Source organism: Pseudomonas sp. LBUM1644 (assembly GCF_059716195.1).
Genome location: NZ_CP166812.1, coordinates 147,439 through 162,412 on the forward strand (window position 1 = coordinate 147,439; position 14,974 = coordinate 162,412).

Here is a 14,974-nt window from a genome sequence, read left to right on the forward strand (position 1 = left end):
GGTCTTGCTCCATTTTTGAGGTAGGGGTGTATCAGATGAAATTGATTTCCTTGAGGTAATCGCAGCCACGACGCAGCAGCGCCGGGGATTTTTCCGGGTAGCGCGCACCCATCTGCCGCACGCCGGCTTGCGCGTTGGCGTGGCCGATCATCGAGATGTCGCCGATGTCTTCCTCGAAGCCGTTGAGGTAGAAACCGAGCACGCCGAACAGTGCGTTGTCGCTGTCGACCCGGCTCAGTTGCTGCTGCCAGTCGGCGACGCTGACCATGGAAAACTCCCGGCCGGTTTCACGAAAGGACGCGACGTAATCGTCCCAGCTCAAAGGCTCTGGGTTATGCAGGTTGAACACCGCTTTTTCCGGTTGATAACGGCTGGCGTGGAACGCGATGAAGCGGGCCAGGAAATCCACCGGCATCAGGTCGAAATTCAGCGCAAACGCCGGCACGTGACCGAGCTGGATCGAGCCCTTGAGCATCAGCATCAAGCGATTTTTGTGCGGCTGGCAGACACCCGTCAGGCTGTTGAAACTGATGTTGCCGGGCCGATACAGATTGACCTGAACCCCGCGTTCGCGAGCCCGTTCGAGAATACATTCGCCGACCCACTTGGACAGGTTGTAGCCGTTCTTGATGTAGATCGGCGGGGTCTGGGCAGCGGGCAATTCGAGCACCCGGCCCTCGGCGGAAAGGGAGCTGGACGCCGAGAGCGTCGAGACAAAATTGAAGATCTTTTTGCTGCGCCCTTCGCACAGGCGCAAGCACTCGAAGATCGGTTCGACGTTATCCCGCGCCAGTGACTCGTAATCGAGGACGTGATTGACGTTGGCAGCGTTGTGCACCAACGCACCGAACTCCCGATCCAGTCGCTCGTATACCTCAACGGCGAGCCCTAATGAGGGGCGCGTAATGTCCGCCGCGTAAACCCGCACCCGGCTCAGGTCCAGATGTTCCAGACGGTTCTCACGCAAAGCATGCGCAAAGCGTTCCACCGCCGATTGACCAACGCCGTCGCGAACCAGGCAGGCGACTTCACTGGCACCCCAGGCCAGCAGCGCTTCAACGATGTGCACGCCGACAAAGCTGTTGGCACCGGTGACGATCACCTTGTGTACATCGCCCATCCGACAGATTGGCAATGGCTGTACATCCAGTTCGCGGAAGGCATCGACCATGGCCCTTTCGCTCAGTACCTCTTCGGTGCCCGAGCCGCGAACCAGCGTCGCCAACTTCATAAGGGTCGGCAATTCGATGAAGCGATTGATCGAGATGCTGCGTCCGAATACTTCACGCAATCGCAACAGCATGCGTGACAGCAAAATCGAGTGACCGCCCAGATTGAAGAAACTTTCATCGGTGGAAATATCGCTGGCCGGCAGCTCCAGCAACTCGGCCCAGATCTCCAGCAACGTTGCTTCATCGGCATTGGCTGGTAAGCGTCGGGTCGTATTTTCCAGCAGGTTTACCGGCAACGACAGCAGCGCTTTGCGGTCGACCTTGCCGTTACTGGCGAACGGCATGCTGGCCAGTTCGGTCCAGGCAACGGGCTGCATGTAATCCGGCAAGAATTTCAACGCATGGGCTTTCAACGCATCGCGAGCAGCGCCGGGCCGCACCTCTTGGGGTTGTGCCAGAAAGGCCAGAATCCGTCGATGGCTGTCGATGACCACCACCACCTGACGGAACATCTGACTGTCGCGCAGGCAGCGTTCGATTTCTTCCGGCTCGACCCGAAAACCGCGAATCTTTACCTGGTTGTCCCGCCGTCCACATAGCTCGATACCCTCTCCGGTCCACTTCGCCATGTCGCCGGTGCGGTAGGCGCGCAGGTCCTGTTGGTTGGGCAGGCTCAGGTTCAAATAGCGTTCGGCGGTCTGTTGCGGGTTGTTCACATAGCCAAGGCACACGCCCGGCCCGACGATGTACAGCTCGCCGACAGTCTGTTCGGCCACCGGTTGCAAATCCTCATCGAGAATCAGCACCTGGCTGTTGGCGACAGGCGCGCCGAGGGTGCGATTGCTGTCGCCGGTTTGTAGGCGCCGCGCGGTAATCAACACCGTGGCTTCCGTGGGGCCGTAGAGGTTGTAGAGGTTGCCCTGGCGCGTCAGTTGCTGGATGACATAGGGTTCGCAGACATCACCGCCGGTCATCACGTGCGACAGGCCTTGCAATTGATCCAGCGGCAGGATGCTCAACAAGGCCGGCGGCAAAAAGGCGTGGCTGAGTTGGCGGTGGCGGATCAGTTCGACCAGTTGCAAGGGATCGCGGCGTTGATCGTCGCTGGGCGCGATCAGCTCGGCACCCTGGAGCAGGGTCGGGAAAATGTCGATCAGCGACGAGTCGAAACTCAACGATGAAAACTGCAACACACGGCTGTGCTCCGTCAGCTGAACGTAGCCGGCGTACCACGCGGTGAAGTGCGCGAGGTTGGCCTGGCTGAGCAGCACGCCTTTGGGATGGCCGGTGGTGCCCGATGTATAGAGCGCCATGCACGGTGCATCAAGATCGGGCCGTCGGCGCATCAGCGGTTGATCGAGATCCAGGTCATCGAGGTCGATGCTGCTGATATCCAGCCCGGGTACTTCGCCAGCAAGCGGATGCTGGCCGTCGTGCAGCAACAACACCGCCCCGGCATTCGACAAAATGTAGTGATGACGTTGCAACGGGTGACTCGGTTCCAGCGGCAAGTACACCGCGCCGCTGCCGAGGATCGCCAGAATCCCTGCATACAATGCGCTGCATTTCGGCAGACAAATCCCCACCACCCACGGCCCTGCGTGCTGAGCGAGCAACGGCTGCAATCGCTGCTGAATGGCGCGGCTGTGAGCGTAAAGTTCGCTATAGCTCAGGGACGTGCCTGCGATGTTTAGTGCCGGGCGTTCGGCCGACTGGATAAAGCGCTGCTCAAGACGCTCGATCATGGGCGTTTGCGCGAGGTGCAGCAGTTCGGGATCAGCCGTTGTGTTGAGTTGATGGACGAACGCCAGGCCCTCCAGAAACAACAGGTTTTCCACGCGCTCGACGTGAGCGCCAGGTGCTGGCTTAGCGATCAGAAAGAACTCGGCATCCCGCGAAAAACGACTGACCAACAGCGCGACGTGGTCCACCAATTCCGCCATCGCTCTCAATCGCAGTGACTGGCCGTTGCCCGACGGCTCGGCGGCGATTGGCACGCGGGTGAGTAGCGTCGAGCCCAACAAGCACAGGAGGTCCAGTGACGGCAGGCCGGAAGTCGTGGGCCGTCCGACATCCAGCTTTAGCGTCAGTCGCGGTGCATCGCCGAACGCCCGGAACGGCAGGCTGCTGTCGTCAATCAATAAATCGGCAACACCTGAAGGTTGCTCGTCGGCGGCTGTCAGACGCGCCAGGGAATGACCGTGCTGTTCAAGTTCCAGCGCCAGGTCGGTCAAGGCCCGGCTTTGCCCAATGAGCAGGATGTCGAGACGTCTCATGAAGTGCTCCTCGTTAAACCAGGTAGTCGCCCAAGGCGCTTTGAACGCAGGGCGAATCGAGCAGCGAACTGCTGAAGAAAAATCGCACGATGTTGGCAACCATCGGGTGATGGCGGTTGATCGGGAAGGCCAGCCCGGACACTTCGCTCTTGAGTGCATTGCGCGCCGCATCGCGGATCTGCAAGGACTCGATCAGCCGGAAGTCAAAGGCCTTCTGGAGGTCATTGGTCAGGTAATGGCCGATGAACACCGGCAGGATGTGCGCGATGCACTGGCGGTCGGTTTCACTCGCGGTGTGCCAATAGATGCGCACCATCCGTGACCAGAACCCGGAGTGTCGGCCCTCGTCCAGCAAGTGATCGGCCATCAAGCCCTTGATCGACTGCTTGACCGTGTCGTCCTTGGCAAACGCTGCGACGTCGCCGGTCACCGTGTTCTCGGCGATGGCCACGCAGATCAGTTCCATGGCACTGCGCAGGTGTTCCGGAGCCAGCGCCAAGGCCGCGGGAATGGCCCGGCTCAGTTCGATTTCATTCGGTAGTTCAATGGGCGTGATACCGGTCATGGCGACGGTCTGCTGCATGAAGTCCATGGCCACCAGCGCGTGATAATCCTCGTCCACCACCACGGTCATTGCGTCGTAACGGCAGGCAAACGGGAAGGCTATGGCAAAGCGGTTCTTGGCGATGCTGCGGGCGGTCTTGTCGACGATCTCGGTTTCGAAAATCACCACGTCGTTGATAAATTTGTAGAGCGTCTGCACCAGCGCGAAGTCGCGCTGTTCAGGGCACTCACGCAAGAAGGTTTCGCTCAGAACCAACGGTTGACGGCTCAACGGATAAATCAGTTTGTCGTCGTTTTCCAGAATGCGGCGCGGGCGGGTGCGGATCGTTGCGCGGCTTTCCCAGGTGTCAGCGAAAGATTGGTAGTCGGCGGGGTTCATGCGTTCACCTCAACGGCAGGTTCACGCATGCTCAGGCGCAGGCCATCCCACAGGGCGATGCGGCTTTCGACGGCGGCCATGGCACTGGCGTAGACGTCCGCTTCGCGTTGCGGATCGCCATCGACCAGCCGTGCGAGGAGTTTTTCGGCGGCTGGGCCATGGTCTTCGGAGTCGACTTCGATGTGCCGTTCGAGGTAGTAACGAAAGGTCGGCGCCTGCTCGATGCCGATGCCCCAGTCGTCGAGAATGCGCTGGAACATTGGCGGGATGACACTCTCACGACCGTGCAGAAACGCCGCCGCCACGCTGTGCCCCGGCGCATGCAACGCAGTGTGCAGGGTGTGACGGACGAACTGCGCGGCGGCCGGGTCGACGTCGACACTTTGCAACGCCACGTCGTAGCTCACGCCTTCTTGTTGCAGGGCCACGAAGCGTTCGACGGTGGCGGTGCTGGCACCGACTTCACGCATCGCATCCAGGTACAACTCGAAATGGCTGTAGTGACCTCGGGAGAGACGGTCATCGGACTCTTCGCCCAGCACAATCTCATTGATCAACCGCGCCGCCTGGGGATCCCGCGGCGGTAGCCAGGGCAGCTGAACGCAGGTCAGCTCCTGTTGCAGGCGTTTGGTCAGCGACATGAAATCCCACACTGCAAATACATGGGATTCCATGAACCGTTGCAGGACCGGTAACGAATGTATTTCAGAGAAAATCGGGTGGGCACTTAGTTCTGCTTTCTTCTGATTCAAACGGTCTTTAGTCGAAGTCATGGCGAGCCTATAAGTGATCTGGGACGAGGGGCGATCAATAAGTAACTGCGGGTCGAAAGTTTTCTGCCGGCGAGCGTTTGCCTCAACGAATTGATCTGCGTCAGTTAGCTATAAGTCTTCAATTGTGGCTTGATCGCCAGTGTTTATTGGCGGAAGTGAAACGCTAATACATGAGTGAAGTTTTCGACAAGTTATTTTTATATTATTTAAAAGTTTAACTTTGTCGGGCGCGACAAGCCTCAATAACACTTTTAATATAAGTTTTATTTGGGCGTAGTTGCTCCTTCCGGTTCCTATGCTCCAGAATTTTATTAAAGAGTGAATGCCTCACTCGAAGCAACTTTCTAATTGAGTTTCATGAGGTGATTTGAAGGGGGAAGTTGGCCGGGAGTGACGCCGTTTCTTCCTGTCCCGTGGCAAGTCTCCTTCCGTAGGTTCTTGATGCGGGGACTCCTCCGCTCGTGCAGGGCGTCACCCGTTATCCGGCCATCCAAGAGTGAGCGTAATGCAAGGCAGCCGCTATCACCGAGGTGTCATCCAGTCGGTGAAATTATGGGCGTGAGGGGGCTTTGGAGCGGGGCGAGTTGTGACAAATCAAGACGAGCAGTACGACCTGCTCGTTCAAGTTTGCCGCTGCGATTTATTTCGAGGTTTTTTTGTTCAACGCTTCGGGGCTGCCGAGGTAGCGAGTGATGACCTCGACCCCGCGGTTGAGGTGGTATTCGAGCAGCTGCACCGCGCCGTCGATGTCACGGTTTTCGACGGCCCGCAACAGCGCACGGTGATCTTCCTGGGACAGTTTGCCCAGGCCCATGGCTTCGAGGTTAAAACGCAGGAAGCGTTCTTCTTCGTTCAACCCGTCTTCTATCAGCGTCAATAGCCGCCGGTTCGGCGCCTTGCAGTACAGTGACATGTGGAACAAACGGTTGAGCCGGCCGATTTCACTGTAGTTTTGTTCCGTTTCCATCTCGTCGATGTAGCGGGCTGACTGTTCGAAATCTTCGGTCTCGAGCAACGGAATCGACAGACGCAGCGCTTCCGATTCCAGCAGGATGCGTAGCGCATAGGTTTCCACGGCATCCCCCTGAACCAGTGGTGCGACCACTGCGCCTTTATGGGCGACCACGTTGAGCAGCGCTTGTGCTTCGAGCTGGCGCAGGGCTTCGCGGACCGGCATGCGGCTGACGCCGAACAGATCGGCCAAATCTTGCTGACGCAGGGCGGTGCCGCAGGGAATGCGCCCGTCGAGAATCGCCGAGCGCAGAGTTTCTTCAATCACCGAGCGTGCCAGATGAGCGGGAATCGGCCCGTTGACCTTGATACTGTTCAGAGGATTGGGTTTCTGTGTCACAACAACGTACCCTGTTTTGACTGAAATAATTTGGATCCAAGAGGACACTAGAGACTGCCTGACAGGTTGTCAAACGGACACAAAACGCGGCCTCAAGCGGCCGTGACGTTTTTATGACCCTCGACATACAAAGTCTAGCGCGCTTAAGTGATCTCACCGTGCCATTGTCTTTTGACGGGCTAACCTCCACCATCAACCGACTTCCACTTGCCTACCTGGATGCCTCGCATTGGCGGTACGTTTCGCGATCCCTCGGACTCTGCGCTGGTTAGGCTGCGCGTTGCTGCTGGCCGGCGTCATGCTGGGCGGGCTGCATGCCGATTGGGATTTTTCCCAGATCAGCCGCCGAGCGCAGGCATTGTACGGGCCATTGGGCCAAGGTCAGCAGCGAATTGACGCCTGGCAACATCTTCTGACGACTCAAAAGCAGGTCAGCGAGCGTGAACAACTCGAGGTGGTCAATCAATTCTTCAACAAACAGATGCGCTACGAAGAAGACACCGACCTGTGGCATGAGGTCGATTACTGGGAAACCCCGATCGAAGCCCTGTGGAAGGGCGCTGGCGATTGCGAAGACTACGCCATTGCCAAGTATTTCAGCTTGCGCCATCTCGGTGTTTCCAGTGACAAGCTGCGCATTACCTACGTAAAGGCCTTGAGCTTGAACCGCGCGCACATGGTGCTGACCTATTACTCAAACCCGGAGGCCATGCCATTGGTACTCGACAGCCTGATCGATGCAATCAAGCCCGCCAGCCAACGAACCGATCTGTTGCCGGTCTATTCTTTCAATGCCGAGGGGTTGTGGCTACCGGGCGCCAAGGGCAACAAGAAAGTCGGGGACACCAAGCGGCTGTCGCGCTGGCAGGACGTGTTGAAAAAAATGCAGGCCGAAGGTTTTCCGGTCGAGACGACTAATTAGGAGCACGCGCCCAGATGTCTTTGTTCAAACAACTGTTGATCGCAATCTGTCTGTTCCTGGTCGTCGCCTTTACCGGCAGCTTCATGGTCAGCCTGGAGAGCTCGCGCACTCAATACGTCAACCAGTTGCGCTCACATGCCCAGGATGCGGCGACGGCGCTCGCGCTGTCCCTGACGCCGAATATCGACGACCCGGCGATGGTCGAGTTGCTGGTCAGTTCGATTTTCGACAGCGGTTATTACGCGAGCATCCGGGTGGTCGATCTGTCGAACGACAAGACCCTGGTCGAGCGTAGCGGTATTCCGGCGGTGAACAACGTGCCGGACTGGTTCGTCAAACTGATCGGCCTCGAACCGGCTGGCGGCGACGCGATCGTAAGCCGTGGCTGGGAGCAGGCGGCGCGGGTCGAGGTGGTCAGCCACCCGATGTTCGCATTGGCCAAGCTTTGGCAGAGTGCCCTGGGCAGCCTTGGCTGGTTACTGCTGTGCGGCGCGGTGAGTGCGGCACTGGGCGCGTTGTTGCTGCGCCGGCAATTGAAGCCGCTGGACTACATGGTTCAGCAATCCCACGCCATTGCCCGCCGGGAATTCCTTAGCCTGCCAGACCTGCCGCGCACCCCGGAATTGCGTCGCGTGGTGCAGGCCATGAATCAGATGGTCGAGAAGCTTAAAGCGTTGTTCCAGGAACAGGCCGAGCGCAGTGAAAAGCTGCGGGTCGAGTCCTACCAGGACACCTTGACCGGGTTGGCTAATCGGCGCTATTTCGAGATGCAACTGAACGCGCGCGTGAGTAATCCCGAGCAAGCCAGCTCGGGTTATCTGCTGCTGCTACGGGTCAAGGATCTGGCCGGGCAGAACCAGCGTCTGGGCGGTCAACACACCGATAACTTACTCAAAGCGGTCGGCGAGCAACTGTCCCGAGCGTGCGCCAAGTATCCGGAAACACTGAACCTGGTCACGCGGATTCGCGGTGGGGAATTTGCCGTGCTGGCGCCGGGACTGGTGCGCGAAGAAGCGCTGCAACTGGCGCAGACCCTCGACAGTGCCTTGGGCAGCCTGCATGCGACGGGGGCCACCGATGTCGCCTCGGTTGCCTCAATCGGGCTGGCGCCCTTCGTTCATGGCGACTCACCGCAAGCAGTGCTCGGGCTGGCGGATCAGGCATTGGCCCAGGCCGAAGGCCAGGGCGATTCGAGCTGGGTCTGCCTGGATCACGCGGCATCGGCCCGTGTCGGCGATGACCCTCATGCGTGGCACGGCTTGCTCGATCGGTCGTTGAGTCAGTGCCGTTTCGAGTTGTACTTCCAGCCGGTGGTGGCCAGCCAGGACACGCAACTGGTACTGCACTACAAAGTACTGTCGCGATTGACCGACGACCAGGGTCAGAGCATTCCCGCCGGGCGTTTCCTGCCTTGGCTGGAGCGTTTTGGCTGGACCACGCGGCTCGACCGTCTGATGCTGGAGCGGGTACTTGAGCAGATGGCTAGCCACGAAGAGTCGCTGGCGCTGAACCTGTCTTCGGCCACATTGGCCGACCCGCAGGCGCTGGATAAAATCTTCGACATCCTGCGCTCGCATTCCAATCTGGGGCCACGGCTGACCCTGGAAATCGGCGAGGAACAAGTGCCGGAGCAAGCGGTGCTGGAAGCGTTGACGCGACGTTTGCGTGAGCTCGGGTTCTCCCTGAGCCTGCAGCGTTTCGGCGGGCGATTCAGCATGATCGGCAACCTGGCGCGGCTCGGGTTGGCCTATCTGAAAATCGACGGCAGTTACATCCGCGCGATAGATCAGGAGAGCGACAAGCGCCTGTTCATCGAGGCGATCCAGCGCGCTGCCCATAGCATCGACTTGCCGTTGATTGCCGAGCGGGTGGAGACCGAAGGGGAGTTATCGGTGATTCGCGAGCTGGGGGTGTATGGGGTTCAGGGGCGGTTGTTTGGTGAGCCGAAGCCTTGGGATTGAGACTGAGGATTTCTGGCGTCAGTTGGGCCGTCAACAGATCGCAGCCTGCGGCAGCTCCTACAGGGGGAATGCGATACCTGTAGGAGCTGCCGCAGGCTGCGATCTTTTCCGGCATACCGGATGTCAGATCAACCCATCCTCATCATCATCGACCAAATGACTCAACCCGCCCAACGCTTCACGAGCCTGGGTCCGGTCCATCAGTTTGGCCTGCGCTGCGGCCGGCAGGTCGGTGACGAGGATCACGCCCTTGCTGATCAGCACCTCGATCAAGTCGTCGAGTACCCGGATCATGTCCAGGTCGCTCTGTTTGAGTTGCTTGAGTTGTTTCAGCTGCGTGAGCTGTTTGAGGCTGGTCGCCATGACTTCGCTGGCGAACCAGGCCTGGAGGTCAGGGTGGTCGGCCGGTAGCGTTTCAGTGGAGTCGGCGTAGGCCTCGGCTTCCACGCGCATCAGTTGGCCTTGTGTATCGCGTTGCACGTAGAACATTGAACATCCCTCTGCAGTGGCGCCGTGTAATCCTGTCAGCAGCATAGGCGAAATAAGCCATATGGTTATTCGCTAACGGTATTTAAATTAGTTTTCTTATACCTATAAAGTCACACTCCTGCGTACCTGCCGACCAATCGGCGCGCCGCACGACACGAACCAACACGGGGTCTCCGTGAGTTTCTGATCGACGCGCGCGCAATCGAGCGTGCCGTGCGTGGGAGTGATTTATGTCTGCTGCTACTGCTACCCCAAGCGCCGCGACCATCGCGCCGCAGTTTTTCGAAGTTCGTCCGTTCAGTGGCGCCGTGGGTGCCGAAATCGTCGGCCTGGACCTGTCCCGCCCGATCAATGACCAGGACTTCGCGCGCATCCACCGCGCGCACCTGGATTATCACGTCGTGGTGTTTCGCGACCAACGCATCACTCCCGAGCAACAAATCGCCTTCAGCCGCCGTTTCGGTGTGTTGCAGATCCATGTGCTCAAGCAGTTCCTGCTGGCCGGGCACCCGGAAATTCTCATCGTTTCCAACATCATCGAGGATGGCCAATCCATCGGCCTCGGTGACGCCGGCAAGTTCTGGCACTCCGATCTCTCCTACAAAGAACTGCCGAGCCTGGGCTCGATGCTGCACGCCCAAGAGTTGCCGGCCGAAGGTGGCGACACCTTGTTCGCCGACATGCACAAAGCCTGGGACAACCTCCCGCAAGCGTTGCGTAATGCCGTTGAAGGTCGCTCGGCCGCGCACTCCTATACGGCGCGCTACAGCGAAACCAAATTCGAAGGCAACTGGCGCCCGACCCTGACGCCTGAGCAGCTCGCCCAGGTCGCCGAAGTGGTTCACCCGATCGTCCGCACGCACCCGGAAAACGGGCGCAAGGCGTTGTTCGTCAGCGAAGGTTTCACCACGCGCATCGTCGGCTTACCGGAAGACGAGAGCAAGCAATTACTCGACGAACTCTACGCGCACAGCGTGCGGCCGCAAAACATCTACCGCCATCAATGGCAGCCCCACGACCTGGTGTTCTGGGACAACCGCTCGCTGATCCACCTTGCTGCCGGATGCCCGAGCTTTCTGCGCCGCAAGCTGTATCGCACCACCATCCAGGGCGACGCGCCTTTCTGATTTGCCGGAGAACCATCATGTCCAAACGTCTTCCATTTGCACCGTTGGCCGCGGCCATCGGCCTGGGTTTCAGCTTGATCGCCGGTAGCCTGGTGGCGCCGACCGTGGCCCACGCCGAAGGTGAAATCCGCATCGCCGAACAGTTCGGCATCGTTTACCTGCTGCTCAATGTGGTGCGCGACCAGAACCTGATCGAAAAGTACGGCAAGCAAGAAGGCATCGACATCAAGGTTGACTGGACTCAGCTGTCCGGTGGCGCGGCGGTCAACGATGCGTTGCTCTCCGGTTCCATCGACATTGCCGGCGCCGGCGTCGGTCCGCTGCTGACGATTTGGGATCGCACCCACGGCAAGCAGAACGTCAAAGCCGTCGCGTCCCTCGGCAATTTCCCGTACTACCTGGTGAGCAATAATCCGAAGGTCAAAACCATCGCCGACTTCACCGAGAAGGACCGCATCGCGGTGCCGGCGGTGGGGGTGTCGGTGCAGTCGCGCTTCCTGCAATACGCGGCGGCCAAGCAGTGGGGTGACAAGGAATTCAATCGCCTCGACAAGTACACCATCGCCCTGCCGCACCCGGACGCCACGGCGGCGCTGATCGCTGGCGGCACCGAGCTGACCGGTCACTTCTCCAACCCGCCGTTCCAGGATCAGGCGCTGGAAAACCCGAACGTGCATGTGGTGCTCAATACCTATGACCTGCTCGGCCCGAACTCGCCGACCGTGCTGTTCGCCACCGAGAAATTCCGCGACGAAAACCCGAAAACCTACAAGGCGTTCGTCGAGGCACTGGCCGAAGCGGCGCAGTTTGCGCAGAACGACAAAGGCGCGGCAGCCGACACTTACATCCGCGTCACCAAGGCCAAAATCGACCGTGCTGCACTGCTGAAAATCATCGACAACCCGCAGTTCGAGTTCAGCGTCACGCCGAAAAATACCTATCCGCTGGCTGAGTTTCTCTACCGCGTCGGCGCGATCAAAAACAAACCGGATTCGTGGAAGGACTACTTCTTCCAGGATGCCAAACCACTGCAGGGGAGCTGATCGAGATGAACGCCCCTTTGCAAGGCCACACGGTCAGCAAACCGAACGCAGCGGCCCAAGCACTGCTGTCGGTCGATAATGTCAGCCTCGAATACCGCACGCCGCAACGTGTGGTTCGAGCGACTCATCAAGTTAGTTTCGAAATCGATCCGGCGGACCGCTTTGTGCTGCTCGGTCCTTCCGGTTGCGGTAAATCGACGTTGCTCAAAGCAGTTGCCGGGTTCATTCAGCCCTGCGAGGGCGAGATTCGCCTGCAAGGGCAGGCCGTCCATGCGCCGGGCCCGGACCGCATCGTGGTGTTCCAGGAGTTCGATCAACTGCCGCCGTGGAAAACCGTCAAACAGAACGTGATGTTTCCGCTGCTGGCGTCGAAAACGCTTAAGCGTCGTGAAGCTGAAGAGCGGGCGCTGCACTATCTGGACAAGGTCGGTCTGACGGCGTTTGCCGATGCTTATCCGCACACCTTGTCGGGCGGCATGAAGGCACGGGTCGCTATCGCCCGGGCGCTGGCGATGCAGCCGAAAATCCTCCTGATGGACGAACCGTTCGCGGCGCTCGACGCGCTGACCCGGCGCAAGATGCAGGAAGAATTGCTGCTGCTCTGGGAAGAAGTGCGCTTCACGCTGCTGTTCGTCACGCACTCCATTGAAGAAGCGCTGGTGGTGGGCAACCGCATTCTGTTGTTGTCGCCGCATCCGGGTCGAGTGCGGGCCGAAGTCCACAGCCACCAATACGATCTGCACAGCCTGGGCGGCGTAGCGTTTCAGGAATCGGCGCGACGCATTCATCGGCTGTTGTTTGATGAAGGACAGTCTCCGGAAACTGAGCGCGAGCTGGATTTTTCCGACATCCGCATCGCTTATTGAGCCATTGAGAGGAGTGCCCGATGAGCCAGTTATCATCCGTGCGTGAAGAATTTGAAACCGTTTTGCAACCGCTGACGAGTGTGCCGCTGGAGCGGGAATTACCGCTTGGCCAGCGTCTGTGGCAACAGGGCTGGATTCGTAAAAGCCTGATCCTGATTCTGCTCGCCGTGCTTTGGGAAATCGTCGCCCGCGTGCAAAACAACGACCTGCTGTTGCCGAGTTTTCTGCAAACCGGCAGCGCGTTGTACGACGGTCTGCTCAGTGGCGAGTTGCTCGGCAAAGTGTGGATTTCGCTGGTGGTGTTGCTGAAGGGTTACCTGATCGGCATTGTCCTCGCATTTGCCCTGACCACGTTGGCAGTGTCGACACAGTTCGGTCGCGATCTGCTGAGTACGTTGACCTCGATGTTCAACCCGCTGCCGGCGATTGCGTTGTTGCCGCTGGCGCTGCTGTGGTTTGGCCTGGGGCAGAACAGCCTGATTTTCGTGCTGGTGCATTCGGTGCTCTGGGCGCTGGCATTGAACACCTATGCCGGGTTCCTCGGCGTCTCGGAAACCTTGCGCATGGCCGGCCGCAATTACGGTTTGAAAGGCATGCGCTTCGTGCTGTTCATCCTGATTCCCGCTGCGCTGCCATCGATTCTCGCCGGGCTGAAAATCGGCTGGGCTTTCGCCTGGCGCACGTTGATCGCGGCCGAGCTGGTGTTTGGCGCTACCAGCGGCAAGGGTGGGTTGGGGTGGTACATTTTTCAGAATCGCAATGAGCTGTATACGGACAAGGTGTTTGCCGGGTTGGCGGTGGTGATTTTGATTGGGTTGCTGGTGGAGAATCTGGTGTTTGATACGTTGGAGCGGGTGACGGTGAAGCGGTGGGGGATGCAGCGGTGAGGTCAGAAAAATGCTGCCTAAAAACCATAGTCCACCAATACTCACGCCGACGATCGACGCGTGTCAAAGCGTGCTGACATTGCCGCAGCGGACTCAAAGAATCCGACACCTCCAGGCGTTAGCTCGAAGCTGAATCATATCCCGTTGCATGTCGTTTAATTCTGCAATTCCCTGCAAAAGCTGATTTTGCTCAACCACAAGTGCTGGTGGCTGTGGCGGTGCCCCTGCCGGTGCCTGGTAAGGAGCCGCAGCCCCCACATTTTCCGCAGGAGCTCTGGCCATTTTGTTGACCGTGTAGGTCTGAGGCTGTTGCGAGTGAGCAAAAGTGTCAGCGTTCCAGAGAGCTGTTGCTTGCGCATATGACGGTGGTGGTTCGTAGGCTGGCGGAGTGTTAGTTCCGTTCCTGTGGGGGCTGGCGCTACCACTAACAGCGGTTGGTGTTTGAGGTATTGAGCGAGAGGTGCGATAGGTCAGTCCGTCCATGGCGGCACCACCTGCGTACCCAGGGCGACTCCTAGGCGTCGTAGTGCCCAAATTCAGTCCCATTGAGTCAGGGTGTCGTCTGGCGCCAGGTGCTGCGGCGACATCAGTACCTATCCCGGCAAGTGCCCTTCCTTCCCCCGTATTTTCGGGACTCATTGTGCCCAATGGCGCTGAGGCTTTTAGAGCTCTGGTACGGCTAGGGCCGGTAACATCGGCGCCTCCGAAGAGAAACTTGTCGACGCCAGAGGCAAATTTGCCCAATTTGCCCAGAAAATGTGAAACATGACCCGTAGGATCCGACCGATTCACTGGATCCCCCACGCAATACATATACGCATTCAACCCGCCCCGTTGAAACGGACTCCAACTGTCCGGACTATGAAATCGCATCAGCGTAGGGTTGTAAGCGCGGTAACCGTTACCCAGCAAATACCAGCCGGCGTTCGCTTCACGCAATTGGCCATTGAAACCCAGCCGCGTCTCGACGTCCTGCTGCGCGGATTGCTTGCCATAGGCGGAGTAACCGATGGTGTTGGCCTGACCATCGACGACTTCGCCGATGATGGAATGATTGCGATCGGTTGCCAGCAACACGGTGCGGTGCGAGTCAGGACTTTTTTGGCTCATGCCGAATTTCCGCTAAAGGTGGGTGCTTGGTGAGTTCCATTCGTAAGTTTTACG

13 protein-coding genes are annotated in these 14,974 nt (G+C 58.8%); 7 read left to right on the plus strand and 6 right to left on the minus strand.

Annotated elements, in window-relative coordinates; all coding sequences use genetic code 11:
* Positions 1-31 precede the first annotated feature (31 nt).
* The 4 genes from ACA052_RS00710 to ACA052_RS00725 all read right to left on the minus strand — a co-directional run bounded on the left by ACA052_RS00710 (position 32) and on the right by ACA052_RS00725 (position 6,515).
* Entirely contained in the window at positions 32-3,448 is a 3,417-nt protein-coding gene (locus ACA052_RS00710) for an amino acid adenylation domain-containing protein (RefSeq protein ID WP_497647956.1), read from the minus strand.
* Between the two features lie 13 nt (positions 3,449-3,461).
* Positions 3,462-4,391 (minus strand): diiron oxygenase, encoded by a 930-nt coding sequence (locus ACA052_RS00715; protein WP_497647957.1) that lies wholly within the window; start codon positions 4,389-4,391, stop codon positions 3,462-3,464.
* Positions 4,388-5,164, minus strand: a complete 777-nt coding sequence (locus ACA052_RS00720) for a DUF3050 domain-containing protein (protein ID WP_497647958.1) — start codon at positions 5,162-5,164, stop codon at positions 4,388-4,390. Before ACA052_RS00720 ends, ACA052_RS00715 begins: the two co-directional genes overlap by 4 nt.
* 640 nt (positions 5,165-5,804) lie before the next feature.
* Positions 5,805-6,515, minus strand: coding sequence for a GntR family transcriptional regulator (locus ACA052_RS00725; RefSeq protein ID WP_497647959.1), 711 nt, complete (start codon positions 6,513-6,515; stop codon positions 5,805-5,807).
* A gap of 229 nt (positions 6,516-6,744) precedes the next feature.
* Here ACA052_RS00725 and lapG point away from each other — a divergent pair, with 229 nt between their 5' ends.
* Together lapG and lapD are read left to right on the plus strand one after the other, a co-directional pair.
* The gene (lapG, locus tag ACA052_RS00730; protein ID WP_497647960.1) at positions 6,745-7,437 is read left to right on the plus strand and encodes a cysteine protease LapG; all 693 of its coding nucleotides are present in this window, start codon (positions 6,745-6,747) and stop codon (positions 7,435-7,437) included.
* A gap of 14 nt (positions 7,438-7,451) precedes the next feature.
* Positions 7,452-9,398, plus strand: a complete 1,947-nt coding sequence (gene lapD / locus ACA052_RS00735) for a cyclic di-GMP receptor LapD (RefSeq protein WP_497647961.1) — start codon at positions 7,452-7,454, stop codon at positions 9,396-9,398.
* A gap of 123 nt (positions 9,399-9,521) precedes the next feature.
* Here lapD and ACA052_RS00740 read toward each other — a convergent pair whose 3' ends face one another.
* The gene (locus ACA052_RS00740) at positions 9,522-9,887 is read right to left on the minus strand and encodes a tryptophan synthase subunit beta (RefSeq protein ID WP_497647962.1); all 366 of its coding nucleotides are present in this window, start codon (positions 9,885-9,887) and stop codon (positions 9,522-9,524) included.
* 230 nt (positions 9,888-10,117) lie between these two features.
* Between ACA052_RS00740 and ACA052_RS00745 the strand changes: the two genes are divergently transcribed.
* Genes ACA052_RS00745 through ACA052_RS00760 form a run of 4 tightly spaced genes read left to right on the plus strand, consistent with a single transcriptional unit; the run spans position 10,118 to position 13,810 of the window.
* Complete coding sequence (locus ACA052_RS00745) at positions 10,118-11,014, plus strand: TauD/TfdA dioxygenase family protein (RefSeq protein ID WP_497647963.1); 897 nt, start codon at positions 10,118-10,120, stop codon at positions 11,012-11,014.
* 17 nt (positions 11,015-11,031) lie between these two features.
* Positions 11,032-12,057, plus strand: a complete 1,026-nt coding sequence (locus ACA052_RS00750) for an ABC transporter substrate-binding protein (protein ID WP_497647964.1) — start codon at positions 11,032-11,034, stop codon at positions 12,055-12,057.
* Between the two features lie 5 nt (positions 12,058-12,062).
* Positions 12,063-12,923, plus strand: a complete 861-nt coding sequence (locus ACA052_RS00755) for an ABC transporter ATP-binding protein (RefSeq protein WP_497647965.1) — start codon at positions 12,063-12,065, stop codon at positions 12,921-12,923.
* Positions 12,924-12,943: 20 nt separating this feature from the next.
* Positions 12,944-13,810, plus strand: coding sequence for an ABC transporter permease (locus ACA052_RS00760; RefSeq protein WP_497647966.1), 867 nt, complete (start codon positions 12,944-12,946; stop codon positions 13,808-13,810).
* 93 nt (positions 13,811-13,903) lie between these two features.
* On the opposite strand, the gene ACA052_RS00765 is transcribed toward ACA052_RS00760, so the two are convergent.
* Positions 13,904-14,767 (minus strand): RHS repeat-associated core domain-containing protein, encoded by an 864-nt coding sequence (locus ACA052_RS00765; protein ID WP_497650247.1) that lies wholly within the window; start codon positions 14,765-14,767, stop codon positions 13,904-13,906.
* On the opposite strand from ACA052_RS00765, the gene ACA052_RS00770 reads away from it, so the two are divergent.
* A complete protein-coding gene (locus tag ACA052_RS00770) occupies positions 14,672-14,953 on the plus strand; it encodes a hypothetical protein (RefSeq protein WP_497650419.1) in 282 nt (93 codons plus the stop codon). The two genes, ACA052_RS00765 and ACA052_RS00770, sit on opposite strands and share 96 nt — an antisense overlap.
* The last annotated feature ends 21 nt before the right edge of the window (positions 14,954-14,974 follow it).

Bases quoted from the DNA above. Each gene is read 5' to 3' on its own strand.
- ACA052_RS00710 (WP_497647956.1), bottom strand. From the start codon at position 3,448: ATGAGACGTCTCGACATCCTGCTCATTGGGCAAAGCCGGGCCTTGACC.
- ACA052_RS00715 (WP_497647957.1), bottom strand. From the start codon at position 4,391: ATGAACCCCGCCGACTACCAATCTTTCGCTGACACCTGGGAAAGCCGC.
- ACA052_RS00720 (WP_497647958.1), bottom strand. From the start codon at position 5,164: ATGACTTCGACTAAAGACCGTTTGAATCAGAAGAAAGCAGAACTAAGT.
- lapD (WP_497647961.1), top strand. From the start codon at position 7,452: ATGTCTTTGTTCAAACAACTGTTGATCGCAATCTGTCTGTTCCTGGTC.
- ACA052_RS00740 (WP_497647962.1), bottom strand. From the start codon at position 9,887: ATGTTCTACGTGCAACGCGATACACAAGGCCAACTGATGCGCGTGGAA.
- ACA052_RS00745 (WP_497647963.1), top strand. From the start codon at position 10,118: ATGTCTGCTGCTACTGCTACCCCAAGCGCCGCGACCATCGCGCCGCAG.
- ACA052_RS00750 (WP_497647964.1), top strand. From the start codon at position 11,032: ATGTCCAAACGTCTTCCATTTGCACCGTTGGCCGCGGCCATCGGCCTG.
- ACA052_RS00755 (WP_497647965.1), top strand. From the start codon at position 12,063: ATGAACGCCCCTTTGCAAGGCCACACGGTCAGCAAACCGAACGCAGCG.
- ACA052_RS00760 (WP_497647966.1), top strand. From the start codon at position 12,944: ATGAGCCAGTTATCATCCGTGCGTGAAGAATTTGAAACCGTTTTGCAA.
- ACA052_RS00770 (WP_497650419.1), top strand. From the start codon at position 14,672: ATGAAATCGCATCAGCGTAGGGTTGTAAGCGCGGTAACCGTTACCCAG.